This window comes from Plantibacter sp. CFBP 8804 (assembly GCF_014841225.1).
Classification (GTDB): Bacteria; Actinomycetota; Actinomycetes; order Actinomycetales; family Microbacteriaceae; genus Plantibacter; species Plantibacter auratus.
Map to the genome: position 1 here is coordinate 899,814 of NZ_JACYTU010000001.1, position 15,704 is coordinate 915,517.

Below are 15,704 nucleotides of genomic sequence, written 5' to 3' on the forward strand. Positions count from 1 at the left end.
GCACCTGTCGCGACGTCTTTTCAGTGCGGATCGGCCGAGAATGTGACCCGATCTGGCGCGGGAGGTTGACTTCCCGCGGTGATCTTGGGGGAATGGAGACGGTGACCGGGGCACACGCGCGCGCAGGAACAGGAGTCCGATCGAATCGCTCGATCGGACGCGTCGCGATCCTCCTCGCCGTCTTCCTCTCGGCCGGACTCTGGACGACGACCGTCGCGGGCCCTGCATCGGCGACGCCCGAACCGCTCCCCACCCCGAGCGAGAGCGCTGCGACGCCGACACCACCGCCGCTCGAGGGGCCGACCATCACGAGCCCCGATTCCGGTTCCTTCATCGGCAGCGGCAGCACCACGGTCACCGGGACGAAAGACGCCGGCACGGGGGTCCAGCTGCAGGTCGGCGACGGTCTCGAGCCGGTCTGCATCCTGCCGCAGGACGACAGCACCGAGTGGTCCTGCTCGATCGACCTGCCCGACGGCGGCGGACTGCTCATCACCGCCGTCGAGGTCGGCGGCCCGGAGACGCTCTCCGCGCAGATCTCCGTGTCCGCGCTCGGCCCGCCCACCATCACCGAGGGGACGCCGAGCAACGGCGGCGTCCGCGGCACCGCCCACCCCGGAGCGACGGTGACGGTCCGCGCCGACTCCGGTGCCACCTGCAGTTTCGCGGCGGACAGCTCCGGAAGCTGGTTCTGCGTGCTGGGCGAGCCGCTGCCGGCCGGCGACGTCTCCGTAACGGCGACGCAGCAGGCTTCGTTCAGCGGCAATCAGCGCTCCGACGCGTCCGCCCCGGTCGTGCTCACCATCGACCGCGACGCTCCGGCCCCGCCTGTCATGTCCTCACCGTCGGCCGGACAGGCGATGCCGACCTCGGCGGCAAGCTACGCCGGCACCGGCGAGGAGGGCGCGACCGTCACCGTCTTCGCCGACTCGACGTCGGTCTGCACGGCGGTCGTCACCGGTGGCGGGTGGAGTTGCTCGGGCGGGGGCGTACCGGCGGGCGCGCACGTCGTCCTCGCGATCCAACAGGATGCCGCGGGCAACACGAGCGGGGCGAGTACGGCGATCACCCTGACGTTCGGCGACGCATCGGCCGCGCCCGCCACGCCGGCACCGTCCGCCTCACCATCGCCGTCCGACGGCACCGAGCCCGCGCCCGCGCCGGGGACACCCGCTCCGGGGACGCAGCAGCCGACCCCGTCGCCGAGCGGCGAACCGGCACCAGGCGCCGCTCCACCCACCGGTGGTGGCGGACTCTGGTCGGGGACGACGCCGTTCACGCAAACCCTCGCCTCCACCATCGACGGCCGCGGCCAGCCGGTCTGGTGGCTCGCCGCACTCCTCGCCCTCGCGGCGGTGGCGCTCATCGCGATCCCGGCCCGACTCCTCGCTACCTCCATCGCCCCCTGGCGCGCCACGATCGCCGACCGTCGTCGTGCAGCGGTGACCGGGCGCAACCGACCGAGGGACGAGTTCGAGCGGGTCCCGTCGGTCCCGCTCCCGAATCGCACGGCGATGGCCGTCGTCACCGCCGTGCTCGCGGCAGGCATCCTCATGTTCGCGCACCCAGTGACCGGTCAGCCGGCGTACCTCCGGCTGTGGTTCGCCTCACTCATCGCCGTCGTCGCGATCAACGTCGTGGGCCTCCTCGCGCAGCTCGTCGTCGCCCGCCGAGCCAGGCTGGGCTCGATGCGCGTCAGCGTCCGTGTCGGCGGACTGGTGGCGGTCGGTGTCGTCACCGCGCTCTCACGCCTCCTGGCCGTGCAGCCGGCTCTGCTCTTCGCGCTACTGACCGAACTCCGACCCACACGGAGACCCGAAACGCATGAAGCCGGCTCGACATCCTCGACGGAGACCGATTCCGATGCCATCACGCCACGCATCGCGGGTCGCCTCGCGCTGGCCCGGATCGCTGCGGCCGCCGGGCTCGGTTCGGTCGCCTGGCTCGTGTCGGCGCTGGCCGGTGAGCCGAGCGGCGGCGTGGGCGCGATGCTCGTCGAGGCCGTGAACCTGACCGCGATCGCGGGGATCGGATCCGCGTCGATCGCACTCCTCCCCCTCGGGCCGCTCGGTGGACGCGCCATCCTCGCCTGGTCGAGGCCGGTGTGGCTCGGCAGCGCGTTCGTGGGATTCACACTGCTGTTCGGACTCCTGGGCCCGACGGCGACGGTTCCGGGTGCGGGTGACACGCTCGTCGGGCTCCTGCTGGGGTCGCTCGCCTTCGCGGCGGTCGGAGCTGGGACGTGGGCCTGGAACCGTCACCTCCGGCCGCTCATCGACGCGCGCTAGGCCAGACTCCTCCGGCGACGGCGGTCGCGAACGGCCCTGGCCTACAATCTCGGTGAAGGCCACACACCGGGTCGAGAACCCGGTGCCGAGGTGCGGGAGGGTTCGGGATGTTCGGTTCGAAGAGGAAGCTCGACGATCTCATGGCGCAGCTCAGGCCTGACCTGTGTCGGGAAGCACTGGGCGTCGGGGCCGCGTTCCCCGGCGTCGCCCCGAATCCGGTCCTCAGCTTAGATTCTCGCAAGCGGAACGCCGAACTGCGGACGGGGACGCTGGCGCTCGGTGTCCTCGTCGATTGGCGGGAGGTCAACAACAATCCGCGCCTGGTCCTGATGCTCGACGTGGAGACCGCCGACGGCCGCTCGTTCCGCGGGATCGCCGACGAGAACTTCACGATCGCGGAGCTCACCCGGCTCGCCCCCGGACAGACCTTGCCCGTGCGCTACCGCCCGGACGTCATGGACCACTACGTCGCCCTCGCGCGCGACGCGGACCCCGCCCTGGTGCAGCAGCTCGCGGACGAGATCGCGAGACGCAAGCGGCGCTGATCCGATCGCCCGCACCGCACGGCACGGCACGGCTCGCGACCATCGCGATCCGCTCGTCGGGGACGACTCAGCCGGCGTCGGCGGGACGCTCGACCGGCAGGCCGCTGGCGGCCCACTCGGAGATGCCCCCGGTGACGTTCACGGCGTCATAGCCCTGCTGTTCGAGGTATCCCGTGACGCGGGCACTGCGACCGCCGGAGTGACACATCACGTACACGGTCTCTTCGCGGGGCACCTCGTCGAGGTGGTCGAGGAAGGACGACATCGGCAGGTGCCGGGCACCGGGCACGCTGGCGACGGCGACCTCGTCGGCTTCGCGGACGTCGATGATGACGGCCTGCTCGAGCTTGCTCAGTTCGGTTGGGGTGATCTCCTGCATCGTTTCAGCCTACCGTCGAGGACGTACGGCCGGGCCGGAAGATGCGGCGGGCAAGCGTGAGGGCGAGGTAACCCGAATACCTCGCCCTCACTTGAGGCGTCTAGCAACCGGTCGACCAAGAAGCTTGCGGCTTCCGGGACCGGCTCACGGGTGACGCCCCCACCTCGAAGGTAGCGGACGGGAGGCACCTTGCGTGACGCAACACCGCCGTGTCGCGTTCGCGTCGTGCGTTTTGTGCACCCCGTCCAGGGGTCAACGCCCGAGGCATCGTTGTCTCAGTGCGCGCTGTCGGGATCGCGAGGGATGTGGAGCTCACCCGGGTCGACGTCGACGTCGCCGGTGTCGTCCGGACCACCGGTCCCGGGGGCGACGTTGATCATGCCGGAGGCGATGTCGGGATCACGGACGACGGGCTGCCCGTCGTCCTGCTTGGCCGCCGTCTCCGCCTCGCTGGAGGGGCTGTACGTGCGGTCTTTGCTCGTCTGCTCGTCGTCGTTCAGGGCGTGGTCGTGGTCGCTCGGAGTACTCATGCTGAGCACGCTAGTCGCGCCCCCAAGCCCGGCAGGGACCCTTGCAGGATCGGGGCAAACGTGCAGAGGGGTACGACCGCCGTGCGGGCGTCAGCTCAGTGCAGGCGGCGGAGCGATGCCGATGCGATGACGGGTCGTGCGGCCTCGACGTATGACGCCAGGGTCTCGCGCAGTGCCGCCGCGTTGTCGTCGGTCAGGTCGATCTCGTAGTTCTCGCCGTCGATGCCGAACCGGACCGTCTCCCCCAGCCCGCGAGGGATGTCGGAACCGTCGAGGTCGTCGACGAGCGTCGTGATCGTGCGGGTAGCCATGCGTCCATCCTTCCATGCGGGTGCCGGTACGGCGTCGTACCCCCGGTGGGGTTCGAACCCACACTGCGGCGATTTTAAGTCGCCTGCCTCTGCCAATTGGGCTACGGGGGCGTGCACCTCATCGTATCGAGGCGTCGAACGCCGAGAGGCGCATGCCCCGGCGGACCGGATGACATGCGCCTCTCGAGGAACGGAGCTGGGCTCCGGACCGGACTACTTGTTCGCGCTGACTTCCTCAGCGGGCGTCGCGTAGGCCTGCTCGTCGTCGGCACCGGTCGGGGCGCCAGCAGCAGCAGGAGCCGCGGCAGCAGGTGCCTCGGCGGCGGGCGCTGCGGCCTCGGCCGGGGCGGCCTTCGGCTTGCGCTTCACGGGAGCCTTGCGAGCGGGCTTCTCAGCCGCTGCGGGAGCCGCCGGAGCTGCTGCGGGGGCCGCAGCGTCTGCCGGGGGCTTCGGGCGCGACGCGAAGGTCTCGAAGGCCTCACGCGGGTTCTGCACGGCCGACAGGGAGACGATGTCGCGTCCCAGCCAGAAGTTGTTCCACCAGCCACCGAACACGCGGAACTTGCGCTCGAAGCTCGGCATGGCCAGCCCGTGGTACCCACGGTGCGCGAACCAGGCCGGGAGGCCCTTGATCGCGAGGTTGCCGGACTGGAAGACACCGACGCCGATGCCGAGACCGGCGACCGCACCCATGTTCTTGTGGAAGTAGTTCTTCGGCTCCTCGCCACGGAGGACCGCGGTGATGTTCTTCGCGAGCAGCTTGCCCTGACGGACGGCGTGCTGAGCGTTCGGCACGCAGAAGCCACCGACGCCACCACCGCTGAGGTCGGGAACGGCGGAGACGTCGCCGGCCGCCCAAGCACCCTCGACGATGTCGTCGTCGGTACCGACGCGGAGGTCGGCGCGGGTCTTGATGCGACCGCGCTCTTCGACGGGGAGGTCGCCACCGCGGACGACGCCCGGGTTCGCCATGACACCGGCGGTCCAGACGATGAGGTCGGACTCGAACGACTCACCGGTCGAGAGCTCGATCTTGCCGTCGACAGCCGACTGCAGCTGGGTGTCGAGGTGCACGAGTGCGCCGCGCTCGGCCAGGTTCTTGAGGACCCAGTGGCTCGTCTCGATCTTGACCTCGGGCATGATGCGACCCATGGCCTCGATGAGGTGGAAGTGCGTGTCCTCGAAGGAGAGCTGCGGGTAGAACTTCAGCAGCGAGCTCGCGAACGAACGCAGCTCGGCGAAGACCTCGATACCGGCGAAGCCGCCACCGACGACCGTGAAGGTCAGGAGGCGGTCGCGCTCGGGACCGGCCGGCAGGTTCGCGGCCTTGTCGAAGTTGGAGAGCACGCGGTCGCGGATCGCGACGGCCTCTTCGATGGTCTTGAGACCGATCGCGGTGTCGGCGACACCGGGGATCGGGAAGGTGCGGGAGACGGCTCCGGCGGTGACGACGATGATGTCGTAGTCGACCTCCCAGGGCTCACCGATCTCAGGCGTGATGGTCGCCTTCTTCTCGGCGTGGTTGATGCCCGTGACCTTGGCGGTGATCACGTTGGTGTGCTTCAGGTGGCGACGCGGCGAGACGACCGCGTGACGCGGCTCGATGGAACCGGCGGCGACCTCCGGCAGGAAGGGCTGGTAGGTCATGTAGGGCAGCGGGTCGACCATGGTGACTTCGGCCTCACCACGACGAAGCTGCTTCTCGAGCTTCCATGCGGTGTAGAACCCGGCGTAACCACCACCGACGATCAGAATTTTGGGCACGGCGAACGATCTCCTACGTCAAGACGATTGGTTCAGATGAGTGTCTGAGAATATCGGAACAGAGTACTACTTCTGCAGCACCCGCTTGAAATGCCTGGTAGCGCCTATGACACCGAGCGTGACCAGGCTACCAGTTCCGAGGAGGAGCGCCAGTGGCAGCGACCCGTAGAGCAGAGTGCTCGGCGTCGGGAGGAACGGGTTGGCGCGCACCTCGACGGCCTCGTTCTCCGGGATCGCCGGGGGTACCGGCTCCGGTGTCGGCGACGGCTGCTCGGCACCCGGATCGGGATCGGGGACCTGCGGTGCCCGTCGGTAGAGCGTGATCCAGTCGGACAGCTGCTGCTCCGGCGAGGTCGCCGCCGGACCGACGGAACCGCTGACCGCCTTCGCGGCGTCGATGAGTCCTGCACCGTAGATGGGGCTCTGCGCGGAGTCTCCCACCTGCTTCGCCGTTGCCGTCACGCGCTTGATGGCGTCCGCGGCGCTGAGCTCCGGCCAGGCGGAGCGGACGAGGGCCACGAGTCCGGAGACGATCGGCGCCGCCCCGCTCGTCCCCTGCCACTGCACGTAGGACCCGGCGGGCGTCACCCCGACGAGTTGCTCGCTCGGCGCAGCGACGGCGATCGTGATGCCCTGGCTCGAGGCGTCGAAGCTCGCCGACCCCGCGCGGTCCACACCGGCGACGGTCAGCACACCCGGGATCGTCGCCGGAGCACCGACCTCGACCGTCCCGCTCCCCCGGTTACCCGCTGCAGCCACCACGACGACGTCGTGCGAGAAGGCGTAGAGGAAGGCGTCGTCCCAGCTCGTCGGCCAGTCGAGGCTGTTGCGCGTCAGCGACATGTTGATGACGTCGGCGCCGTTGTCCACCGCCCACCGGACGGCGGTCGCGATCTGATCGTCCCAGGGGACGACGGCCGACCCGTCGGAGCCGAACCCGACCGAGACGGAGAGCAGGCGCGCCTCTGGCGCCACACCGATGACCCCGGCACCGCCCGTGCGACCACGTCCGGCGATCATCGAGGCGACCAGCGTCCCGTGCTCGCTCCCCTCGGAGCCAACCGGTGTCCGGCCGTCGGGACTCCCGAGCCCGGAGACGTCGACGCCACCCGCGACCGCACCGGTCAACTCCGCCGGCCCGCTCGCGATGCCGGTGTCGATCACGGCGACGGTGACACCGGCGCCTTTCGTCGTCTCCCACGCCGTCGTGAAGCCGTAGTCGCCGAGCCAGTACTGCATGTCGCGCACCGTGTCCGCCGACGCCGGGAGCGCCTGCGTCCCCACGAGCAGGAGCGTCAGGAGCACCGTAGACAGCGCCGACAGCGCACCTCGGAGACCGCGCGGACGACGACGGTCTCCGCGTCGCGGTCCGTCACTCCCCCACAGGCGACCCCCGTCGCGTGCGGGGCCTATCCCTGCCCCGCCTGGCCGTCCGCGCATGCGCACACCTCGGGGCTCCAGCTCGCGCGGTCGAGCGCGAGGTCGCCGATGGGGTTGACGCCCGGACCAGCCGCAAGGGCGTGGCCGACGAGCGCGTGGAGGCACTTGACCCGCACCGGCATGCCGCCGGCGGAGATCCCGTCGATCTCGGCGACCTCGGCGATGGAGGTGCGGTCGGCGAGGTAGGCCGTGTGTGCGGTGGCGTAGTCGGCACGGACCGCTTCGTCCTCGGCCAGGAGCTCGTTGTACTCGTTCATCACCTGGGTCGCCTCGAGCGAGGAGACCGCGGCCGTGGCGGCCGGGTGGGTCAGGTAGTAGAACGTGGGGAACGGCGTGCCGTCGGCCAGGCGAGGAGCGGTCGAGACGACGGTCGGGGCGCCGCAGACACAGCGCGCCGCGATGCCGACGACGTTTCGGGCCGGGCGTCCCAGTTGCGCCGACACGATCTCGACGTCGCGCTCGGAGACGGGGCCGAAGGGAGGGGTGCTCATGGTTCCATTATCGCCGGGTTCGCCACTGCGTCCGGACGTCAGCCGCCGGCGGGAGGCGTCGTCTGCGTGGGAGCAGGGGTCTCGGTCGCGGCCGGGGCCGGCGAGTAGCCGGTGGCGACGAGCGAGGACAGCAGGCCGTCGAGCCAGTCGGATTGCGAGTCGACGAGCGTGTCGCTCACGGGTGTCTCGGTGGTGGGCAGCGAGGCCGGGTCGACGTCGTTGATGATGATGTAGCTGACCTCGCCGGGCAGGGCGTAGAACAGGCGGTCGCGCGCCTGCGTCATGACGTAGCTCTGGTCGTTCCAGCGCTCGCGTTCGGCCTGCTGTGCGTCCACCTGCTTCTGAGTGTCGGCGACACCGGCCTCCAGCGCGGCGATCTGCTGCCGCTGCTCGAGGAAGGTCTTGAGGTTCGGCGCGAGGACGACGACCCCGAGCACGAGGATCCCGAGGAGCAGGACGCTGAACCCGGACAGTCGCAGACTCCGCAACCAGCCGCCGGCGTCCGACTGGCGTGCCGGGGCGGTCCGTGTCGAGCCGGTCCGCGAGCGCGGTGCCGAGGAACCGGCCGACGCGGATCGCGAGGCCTTCGTCGTCGACCGCGGGGCTGTGCCTGCGGAGCGTGCGGGCTTCGCGGTGGCTCCCGTCGGGCGCTTGGACGACGAGGAGGCGCGCTTGGCGGAGGCATCCGCGGAGCTCGACCGGGGCTTCGACGCCGGTCGCTGCTTCGACGAGCCGGAGGACGAGGAGGACGCTGCTCCGCTGCCGGACGGCGTGGGCTTCGACTCGCCGCCGGCCGGCATCGATGGCTTCTTCACAGGCGCCTCCCGCACACGACGAAGGCTCTCAGGGGTGCCGATCGGCACCCCTGAGAGCCTTCAGGTGACGATGCTTAGGCGGTGAACCGGGGGAAGGCGCTGCGGCCGGCGTAGACGGCTGCCTGGCCCAGCTCCTCTTCGATCCTCAGCAACTGATTGTACTTCGCGACCCGCTCGCTGCGCGCAGGCGCACCGGTCTTGATCTGGCCCGCGTTCGTGGCGACCGCGAGGTCGGCGATCGTGGTGTCCTCGGTCTCGCCGGAGCGGTGCGACAGGATCGTCGTGTAGCCGGAGCGCTGCGCGAGGGAGACCGCGTCGAGCGTCTCGGTGAGCGTCCCGATCTGGTTGACCTTGACGAGCAGCGAGTTCGCCGCACCCTTGGCGATGCCGTCGGCGAGACGCTTCGGGTTCGTGACGAACAGGTCGTCGCCGACGATCTGGACCTTGGAGCCCAGCTCGGGGGTGAGGTGGGCGTAGCCTGCCCAGTCGTCCTCGGCCAGCGGGTCCTCGATGGTGATGAGCGGGTAGTTCGCGACGAGGTCGGCGTAGTACGCGGTCATCTCGGTGCTGTTGAGCGCCTTGCCCTCGAACTGGTACGCGCCCTCCTTGTAGAACTCGCTGGAGGCGACGTCGAGGCCGAGCGCGATGTCGGTGCCGACCGTGAAGCCGGCCTTCTCGATGGCCTCGACGATGAAGTCGAGGGCCGCACGGTTGTGCTCGAAGTCGGGGGCGAAGCCACCCTCGTCGCCGAGGCCGGTCGCGAAGCCCTTCGACTTCAGCAGGCCCTTGAGCGTGTGGTATGTCTCGGTGCCCCAGCGGAGCGCCTCACGGAAGCTCGGAGCGCCGATCGGGAGGATCATGAACTCCTGGATGTCGACGCCGGTGTCGGCGTGCGAGCCACCGTTGATGATGTTCATCATCGGGACCGGGAGGACGTGGGCGTTGGCGCCGCCGACGTAGCGGTAGAGCGACAGGTCTGCGGAGTCCGCAGCGGCACGGGCGACCGCGAGGCTCGCACCGAGGATCGCGTTCGCGCCCAGGCGGCTCTTGTTCTCGGTGCCGTCGAGCTCGATCATGGTGTGGTCGACGAGGCGCTGGTCGTCCGCCTCGATGCCCTCGAGTGCCGGGCCGATCTCGTCGAGGACGGCGTCGACCGCCTTCTCGACACCCTTGCCGAGGTAACGCGCGGCATCGCCGTCACGCAGCTCGTACGCTTCGAACGCACCGGTCGATGCGCCGGACGGGACTGCTGCACGGCTGACCGTGCCGTCTTCCAGGAGCACCTCGACCTCGACGGTCGGGTTGCCTCGGGAGTCGAGAATTTCGCGAGCGCCTACTGCCTCGATGAGTGCCACTGATGTTCTCCTTGTGGGGATTGGGACGTGGGACGGGTACGACGGCCGCCCGCGCTCAGTCTAGTGACATCGGCTGAACGGGCGCAGAGCCGCGGATCGTCGCCCGAGGCGCGCGGTCAGCGGTCGAGCCGGAAGCTCGACACGATGCCGTGGTGGTCGCTGCCCTCGGCGTCGCCGACGGCGTTGTGGGTCGCGGTCATGCCGCGGACGAAGACGTGGTCGAGTCGCATGAGCGGTGTCCCGGCCGGCCAGGTGAGTCCGAAGCCGCCCTCACTCTGATTGGGCTCCGACACCTCGCTCTGGAGTGCGGCGAGCGCCCGGTCGGAGGCGGAGGCGTTGAAGTCGCCCATGACGACGATCCGATCGCGGGTGTTCGCCGCGACGGTGTCGGCCAACTCCGCGAGCATCACGTCCCGTTCGGCGTGCGCACCCGGACGCGCGGAGTCGGCGTGGATCACGTAGACGCTCACGGCTCCGGACGGGGTGTCGACGACGGCGTTGATCGCCCGGTACCAGTCGAGGCCGAGCTTCAGCCCGACCGAGTCGGCGATCGGATAGCGGCTCCAGAGACCCACCGTCCCCGTGAGCACGGAGTACGGGTACTGCTCGTCGAGCGTCGCGGCGAGCGGTTCGCGGTCGTGGTCCTCGATCTCCTGGAGCGCGATGAGATCCGCCCCACTGGCCTGGAGGGAAGCTGCGATGACCGCGGGATCGCCCTCCGGCCCGAGGTTCTGGCTGGCGACCGTGAGGGAGACCTCGGCCGGGACCGCCGAACGTGCGTCACCCATGGGGACGACGCCGGGGCCGAACAGGAAGGCCCAGACGAGCGTCGGCGCGAGGAGACCGATGACGGCACCCGGCGTGCGGGCGACGAGGAGGACGAGGAAGAGCACCGGCAGCACGACCCACGTCCACGGCAGGGCGTTGTCCCAGACGAGTCCGAGGCCGAGGATGTCGGGGACGAGGGCGTGGGCGGCCGTCAGCAGGGCGAGCGGGACACCGACGGCCAACGCGAGCGTGGTCGCCCGGCGCCGCACGAGGCTCACCCGGCGGCGCGGGGAGCCGGTCGACTCCGGGGCGCGCTGCGGGCGCGCTGCAGGGGCCATGACGCTCATCGGGGGAACCAGTTCTTCGATCGGGGGCAGAGCAGACGGATCGCTCGAGGGAGGGGATCCGGCCGAATGCTCCATCCTGCACCGACGAGCTGGGCAGCGGCTCGGAAGCGCGCCGAGGAGCGGGAAGCGGGTGCGGGAATCGTCAGTCGAGCGCTTTGAACTCGAGCGACTCGAGGGTCGAGTCGGCCGAGACGAACGCGAAGGCTCCGAAGCCGGCTGCCGACACGCGGTCGAGGAGGGCCTTGAGGTTCTTCACGCGGGCTTCGAGGCGCACCCGACGCCCCTGGGCGACGAGCTTGGCCTTCAACGCCACCAGCGTCACGGGAGGCACGTTGCGGTCGTGCACGAGCACGACGGCTTCCGCGGCCGCACCTGCGGGGAGCTCGATGAGGTCGACGATACGCTCGAAGCCGATCGAGAAGCCGACCGCTGGCACGTCCTGGCCGAGGAAGCGCCCGATCATGCCGTCGTACCGACCGCCGCCGCCGAGCGAGTACCCGAGATCGGGGTGCGCGATCTCGAAGATGGCGCCCGTGTAATACCCCATGCCCCGCACCAGGAAGGGGTCGAACACGAGCGGGTTCGCGAAGGGGTCGGCCGGCTGACCCTGGAGGGAGGTGGCCGCGGCGACGGCCTTCCCGAGTGCGTCGAGCTCCGCGACGACGGCGTCGTCCGCTCCGAGCGGCAGCGCCTTCCGGATCGCCCGCTCGCCGAAGGTGTTGAACTCCATCGTCTGCGGACGGGAGAAGAAGGCCTCGAGTGCATCGACGGCGGTGGCGTCGACGCCACGGTCGCGCAGTTCGGCGACCACGCCCTGCTGACCGATCTTGTCGAGCTTGTCGATCGTGATGAGCACCTGCGCGTGCTCGTCGGCGGGGAAGCCCAGCGACTCGAGCATGCCGATGAGGAGTCGGCGGTCGTTGATCCGCACGCTGCAGCCGGTGATGCCGAGCTCGGCGAGAGCCGCGAGGGTCGCGATGATGAGCTCGGTCTCGGCGAGGTTCGACGACTCTCCGATGACGTCGATGTCGCACTGCACGAACTGGCGGTACCGGCCCTGCTGCGGACGTTCTCCGCGCCAGACCGGAGCGATCTGGATCGAGCGGAACACCGGCGGGAGCTCAGCCCGGTGCGTCGCGTAGAACCGGGCGAGCGGCACGGTGAGGTCGAAGCGGAGGCCGAGGTCGGTGAGTTCGGTCTGGTTGTCGGCTGCGGCCACGATGGCCTCCGGGGTGAGCTTGCGCCGGAGGATGTTGAACGCCATCTTCTCGTTGTCGCCGCCGAGGCCGGAGTGCAGCCGGTCGTACTCCTCCACCACGGGCGTCTCGATCTCGTCGAAGCCGTGTGCAGTGAAGACGCGACGGATGGTGCCCAGCGAGTGCTCCCGACGGGCCTTGTCGGCGGGGAGGAAATCGCGCATGCCGCGCGGCGGGTTCACTGGAGCTGCCATGCCTCAATTCTGGCATGTCGGGGAACCGGCACCGTGAGCAGGCGCCCGGCGACCCCTCGCTCAGTCGTCGGTCGGAGACGCCACCGGACGCTCGGCGTCCTGCACTCGCGCGGTCAACCGACGGACGGCACCCCGGAGCGCCCGTTCCGCGTCGAGCCCGTTCGCCCGTGCTGCTGCCACGACGGCGAGGAGCTGCTCCCCCAGCGCGTCCTCGTCGTCCATGACATCGGCGTCGACCGTCGGCCCCACTCCGAACGGCACGGCCCTGCCCAGCACCTTGTCGGCGAGGGCGAGCGACGGCATCCCCTGCGGGATCCCCTCGAGCGCGCTGCTGCGCTTCGCCTTCTCCTCGGCCTTCGCGGCGTTCCAGACGCGCACGACGTCCTCCGGGGTCGGAGCCGCCTCGTCGCCGAAGACGTGTGGATGACGGTGGACCATCTTGCGGGTGACGGCCTCGGCGACGTCGTCGAAGTCGAACGGCGCATCGGCGTCACGGGAAGCGATCTCCGCATGGAAGACGACCTGCCACAGCACGTCGCCGAGTTCCTCGACGAGCTCGTCGCGCGTCCCGGCCTCGACCGCTTCGACGAGCTCGTAGCTCTCCTCGATGAGGTACGGCACGAGCATGTCGTGGTCGATGCCCTGCGTCCAGACGCAGCGGTCGCGGATCTGTCGCATGGCGTCGACGAGGCGCTCAGTGGAGGTGTCGCCGACGGGCTCGCCGCTCACCGACGGGCTCCCCACGGGCGGCGGTCGTCGGTGCTGCCGGTCCTCGAGATCAGTCGCGCGATCCGGTCGCGCGCTTCGGTGAAGGGCGGGTAGACGAGCGACAGCGTGTCCGGGGACAGCGGCTTGGAGAACACCGCTTTCGCGTGACTGAACGTGTCGAAGGAATGGCGGCCGTGATACGCGCCCATCCCGCTCGCCCCGACACCGCCGAACGGCAGACCCGGCACGAGGAGGTGCGCGGCCGGCACGCCGAATGCCAATGCGCCCGAGGAGGTGTCGCGCGTGAACCGCTTCCGCGTGGCGCGATCGTCGCTGAAGACGTAGAGCGCGAGCGGCTTCTCCCCTGCCCGGATGTGCGCGATGGCCTGTTCGAGCCCGGACACGTGGAGGATCGGCAGGATCGGACCGAAGATCTCCTCCTGCATGATCGACGCCGAAGCGTCGACGCCGTTCACGACCGTCGGGGCGATGTACCGCTCCGAGGCGTCGGCCCCTCCGCCCAGGGCCGGTTCGAGACCGTCGAGCAGACCGCTGACCCGGGCGAAGTGCTTGTCGGAGATGATGCGGCCGTAGTCGGCACTGTCGGCGGGGTTAGGGCCGTAGAGCGCCGCGATCGCGTCGCGCAGGTACGGGACGAGCCGATCGGCGACCGAGCGCGTCGCGAGCAGGTAGTCGGGGGCGACACAGGTCTGGCCGGCGTTCATGAGCTTGCCCCAGACGATCCGGCGGGCCGCGTCCGCGAGGTCAACGGTGTCGTCGACGTACACCGGCGACTTCCCGCCGAGTTCCAGGGTGATCGGGGTCAGATGTTCCGCCGCGGCCCGGGCGACGACCTTGCCCACGGCGGCTCCACCCGTGTAGAAGATGTGGTCGAACCGCTCGGCGAGGAGGGCGGTGGCGACCTCCGCATCGCCCTCGACCACCGCGACGGCACGGTCGTCGAGGTACTCCGGGAGGAGGCGCGCGAGTGCGGCGCTCGTGGCGGGGGCGAGCTCGCTCGGCTTCAGCAGGACGGCGTCACCCGCGGCGAGCGCCCCGATGACGGGACCGATGCAGAGCTGGACCGGATAGTTCCACGGGCCGATGACGAGGACGACGCCGACGGGCTCCGCCACGACCGATGCCGACGCCGGGGCGAGGGTGAGCGGCACCGCGACGCGTCGGGGCCGCACCCAGCGCTTCAGGTGCTTCAGCGTGTGATCGATCTCGCCGACGAGGAGGCCGATCTCGGTGATCTGCGCCTCGGTGCCGCTCTTGCCCAGGTCGGTCGCCAGCGCCCGCTCGAGCTCGCCGCCGCGTTCGAGGAGCAGTTGCTTCAACGCACGGAGTTGGCGGAGCCGCCAGGCGACGGGCTTCGTGGTGCCGCGGTCGAAGGTCTGTCGGAGCCGGGCCACGGCGTCGGCCACGACCACCTTCGGCTCCTGCTTCGTCCGGATGCTGGTCGCCATGGGTTCCTCCGACTCGACGGGATCGTGGGCACCAGCATACGTCCGTCCGCAGGCCGACGGCCGGGCCCGGCGACCGGCTACCCGACGCCTGGAGCCGTGACGAAGCGGTCGACGTCCGCCGCGATCTCGCGGGACTTCGTGTGGTGCAAGTAGTGGTCGGCGTCGAGCGGCACGACCTCTCCTCGGTCGACGCTCGCAGCCTGCTCCTCATGGAGCGGCAGCCACCCCTCCACCGTCGGGTTGTCCCGCTGGGCGAAGAGCAGCACCGGGAGGTCTGCCGGGAAGGTCTTCCCCTTCGCCGCTCGGAAGTTCGCCGCGATGCGCGACATCTCGTCCGAGGACGTCGCACTCGAGGTGTTGCGCAGCGAGATCATCCCGAGCTGCTCACGCGTGTGCTGGTCGTACGGCGGATCCGGGTACGGGTCGCCCGACAGCGCCGTGACGAGCCGGGTGATGCCGAGTGCCTTCGCCGCACGCAGGGCGTCGACCGGCAGCGCGGCATCCGTGCCCGGCTGATCGGGCACGCTGCTGTCGATGCCGACGAACGCCGTCACCTCGCCGCGGAACCGCTCGACGTAGTCCAGCGCATAGATTCCCGCGATGGAGTGCCCCATCAACACGTACCGGTCGATGCCGAGCCCGGCGACCGCCTCGTGGATCTCGGAGACGATGTTCTCGGTCGTTCGCGGCACGTCGGTCTGGTCGCTCAGCCCGTATCCGAAGGGCTCGACCACGACCACCCGGTACGACGACGAGAGCTCCCCGACGAGCGGCGAGAAGTCGAGCACGGGCGAACCGGTGCCGAAGCCGGGCAGGAGGACGATCGTCTGATCACCCTCCCCCGTGATCGACACGTTCATGCGTTTGCCGTCGACCTCGACCCGCTGCCCGTACTCCTCGATGCGCGTGGCCTCAGAGGCCGATGCGGCGGTGTTGACGATGGTGGTCGTGAGGAGCCCGGCGAGCACGAGCGCGACGAGCGCTGCGATCCCGGTGAGGACGATGCGGAGGAACTTCTTCATCCCTCCACGCTAGGGATGGACG

At 70.1% G+C, this 15,704-nt stretch carries 15 protein-coding genes and 1 tRNA gene; 2 read left to right on the plus strand and 14 right to left on the minus strand.

Annotation, left to right across the window (positions count from 1 at the left end; genetic code table 11):
• The first annotated feature begins 101 nt into the window (after positions 1-101).
• Together IFU11_RS04230 and IFU11_RS04235 are read left to right on the plus strand one after the other, a co-directional pair.
• Positions 102-2,288, plus strand: coding sequence for a hypothetical protein (locus IFU11_RS04230; RefSeq protein ID WP_192018227.1), 2,187 nt, complete (start codon positions 102-104; stop codon positions 2,286-2,288).
• Positions 2,289-2,395: 107 nt separating this feature from the next.
• Positions 2,396-2,833 carry a hypothetical protein gene (locus tag IFU11_RS04235; RefSeq protein ID WP_192018228.1) on the plus strand — a complete coding sequence of 146 codons (438 nt, stop codon included), beginning with the start codon at positions 2,396-2,398 and terminating at the stop codon, positions 2,831-2,833.
• 67 nt (positions 2,834-2,900) lie between these two features.
• Here the strand turns inward: IFU11_RS04235 and IFU11_RS04240 are convergent, their stop codons facing one another.
• The 14 genes from IFU11_RS04240 to IFU11_RS04305 form a co-directional block, all read right to left on the minus strand.
• Entirely contained in the window at positions 2,901-3,212 is a 312-nt protein-coding gene (locus IFU11_RS04240; protein WP_064296463.1) for a rhodanese-like domain-containing protein, read from the minus strand.
• Between the two features lie 275 nt (positions 3,213-3,487).
• A complete protein-coding gene (locus IFU11_RS04245; RefSeq protein ID WP_138946673.1) occupies positions 3,488-3,742 on the minus strand; it encodes a hypothetical protein in 255 nt (84 codons plus the stop codon).
• Between the two features lie 95 nt (positions 3,743-3,837).
• Positions 3,838-4,053 carry a histone-like nucleoid-structuring protein Lsr2 gene (locus IFU11_RS04250; RefSeq protein ID WP_064296464.1) on the minus strand — a complete coding sequence of 72 codons (216 nt, stop codon included), beginning with the start codon at positions 4,051-4,053 and terminating at the stop codon, positions 3,838-3,840.
• Positions 4,054-4,090: 37 nt separating this feature from the next.
• Positions 4,091-4,164: transfer RNA gene (locus IFU11_RS04255), tRNA-Leu, on the minus strand.
• Positions 4,165-4,266: 102 nt separating this feature from the next.
• On the minus strand, positions 4,267-5,817 hold the full coding sequence (locus IFU11_RS04260) for an NAD(P)/FAD-dependent oxidoreductase (protein WP_192018229.1): 1,551 nt from the start codon (positions 5,815-5,817) through the stop codon (positions 4,267-4,269).
• Between the two features lie 66 nt (positions 5,818-5,883).
• On the minus strand, positions 5,884-7,122 hold the full coding sequence (locus IFU11_RS04265) for a S8 family serine peptidase (protein WP_274499630.1): 1,239 nt from the start codon (positions 7,120-7,122) through the stop codon (positions 5,884-5,886).
• Positions 7,123-7,226: 104 nt separating this feature from the next.
• Positions 7,227-7,748: a DUF501 domain-containing protein gene (locus IFU11_RS04270; RefSeq protein ID WP_124768964.1), complete on the minus strand. Its 522-nt coding sequence runs from the start codon at positions 7,746-7,748 to the stop codon at positions 7,227-7,229.
• Positions 7,749-7,786: 38 nt separating this feature from the next.
• Positions 7,787-8,563 carry a septum formation initiator family protein gene (locus IFU11_RS04275; protein ID WP_192018231.1) on the minus strand — a complete coding sequence of 259 codons (777 nt, stop codon included), beginning with the start codon at positions 8,561-8,563 and terminating at the stop codon, positions 7,787-7,789.
• Between the two features lie 74 nt (positions 8,564-8,637).
• The gene (gene eno, locus IFU11_RS04280; protein ID WP_085510462.1) at positions 8,638-9,918 is read right to left on the minus strand and encodes a phosphopyruvate hydratase; all 1,281 of its coding nucleotides are present in this window, start codon (positions 9,916-9,918) and stop codon (positions 8,638-8,640) included.
• A gap of 116 nt (positions 9,919-10,034) precedes the next feature.
• A complete protein-coding gene (locus IFU11_RS04285) occupies positions 10,035-11,024 on the minus strand; it encodes an endonuclease/exonuclease/phosphatase family protein (RefSeq protein ID WP_192018232.1) in 990 nt (329 codons plus the stop codon).
• A 151-nt stretch (positions 11,025-11,175) separates the two neighbouring features.
• Entirely contained in the window at positions 11,176-12,483 is a 1,308-nt protein-coding gene (gene hisS, locus IFU11_RS04290; protein ID WP_192018233.1) for a histidine--tRNA ligase, read from the minus strand.
• Between the two features lie 60 nt (positions 12,484-12,543).
• Positions 12,544-13,212, minus strand: a complete 669-nt coding sequence (locus tag IFU11_RS04295) for a MazG family protein (protein WP_371742717.1) — start codon at positions 13,210-13,212, stop codon at positions 12,544-12,546.
• A complete protein-coding gene (locus IFU11_RS04300; protein ID WP_192018234.1) occupies positions 13,209-14,660 on the minus strand; it encodes an aldehyde dehydrogenase family protein in 1,452 nt (483 codons plus the stop codon). Before IFU11_RS04300 ends, IFU11_RS04295 begins: the two co-directional genes overlap by 4 nt.
• Positions 14,661-14,737: 77 nt before the next feature.
• On the minus strand, positions 14,738-15,682 hold the full coding sequence (locus IFU11_RS04305; protein ID WP_192018235.1) for an alpha/beta fold hydrolase: 945 nt from the start codon (positions 15,680-15,682) through the stop codon (positions 14,738-14,740).
• Positions 15,683-15,704: the final 22 nt, after the last annotated feature.

Coding starts and splice junctions, on each gene's coding strand:
- IFU11_RS04270 (WP_124768964.1), bottom strand. CDS start 7,748: ATGAGCACCCCTCCCTTCGGCCCCGTCTCCGAGCGCGACGTCGAGATC.
- IFU11_RS04285 (WP_192018232.1), bottom strand. CDS start 11,024: ATGGCCCCTGCAGCGCGCCCGCAGCGCGCCCCGGAGTCGACCGGCTCC.
- IFU11_RS04235 (WP_192018228.1), top strand. CDS start 2,396: ATGTTCGGTTCGAAGAGGAAGCTCGACGATCTCATGGCGCAGCTCAGG.
- hisS (WP_192018233.1), bottom strand. CDS start 12,483: ATGGCAGCTCCAGTGAACCCGCCGCGCGGCATGCGCGATTTCCTCCCC.
- IFU11_RS04250 (WP_064296464.1), bottom strand. CDS start 4,053: ATGGCTACCCGCACGATCACGACGCTCGTCGACGACCTCGACGGTTCC.
- IFU11_RS04300 (WP_192018234.1), bottom strand. CDS start 14,660: ATGGCGACCAGCATCCGGACGAAGCAGGAGCCGAAGGTGGTCGTGGCC.
- IFU11_RS04305 (WP_192018235.1), bottom strand. CDS start 15,682: ATGAAGAAGTTCCTCCGCATCGTCCTCACCGGGATCGCAGCGCTCGTC.
- IFU11_RS04240 (WP_064296463.1), bottom strand. CDS start 3,212: ATGCAGGAGATCACCCCAACCGAACTGAGCAAGCTCGAGCAGGCCGTC.
- IFU11_RS04245 (WP_138946673.1), bottom strand. CDS start 3,742: ATGAGTACTCCGAGCGACCACGACCACGCCCTGAACGACGACGAGCAG.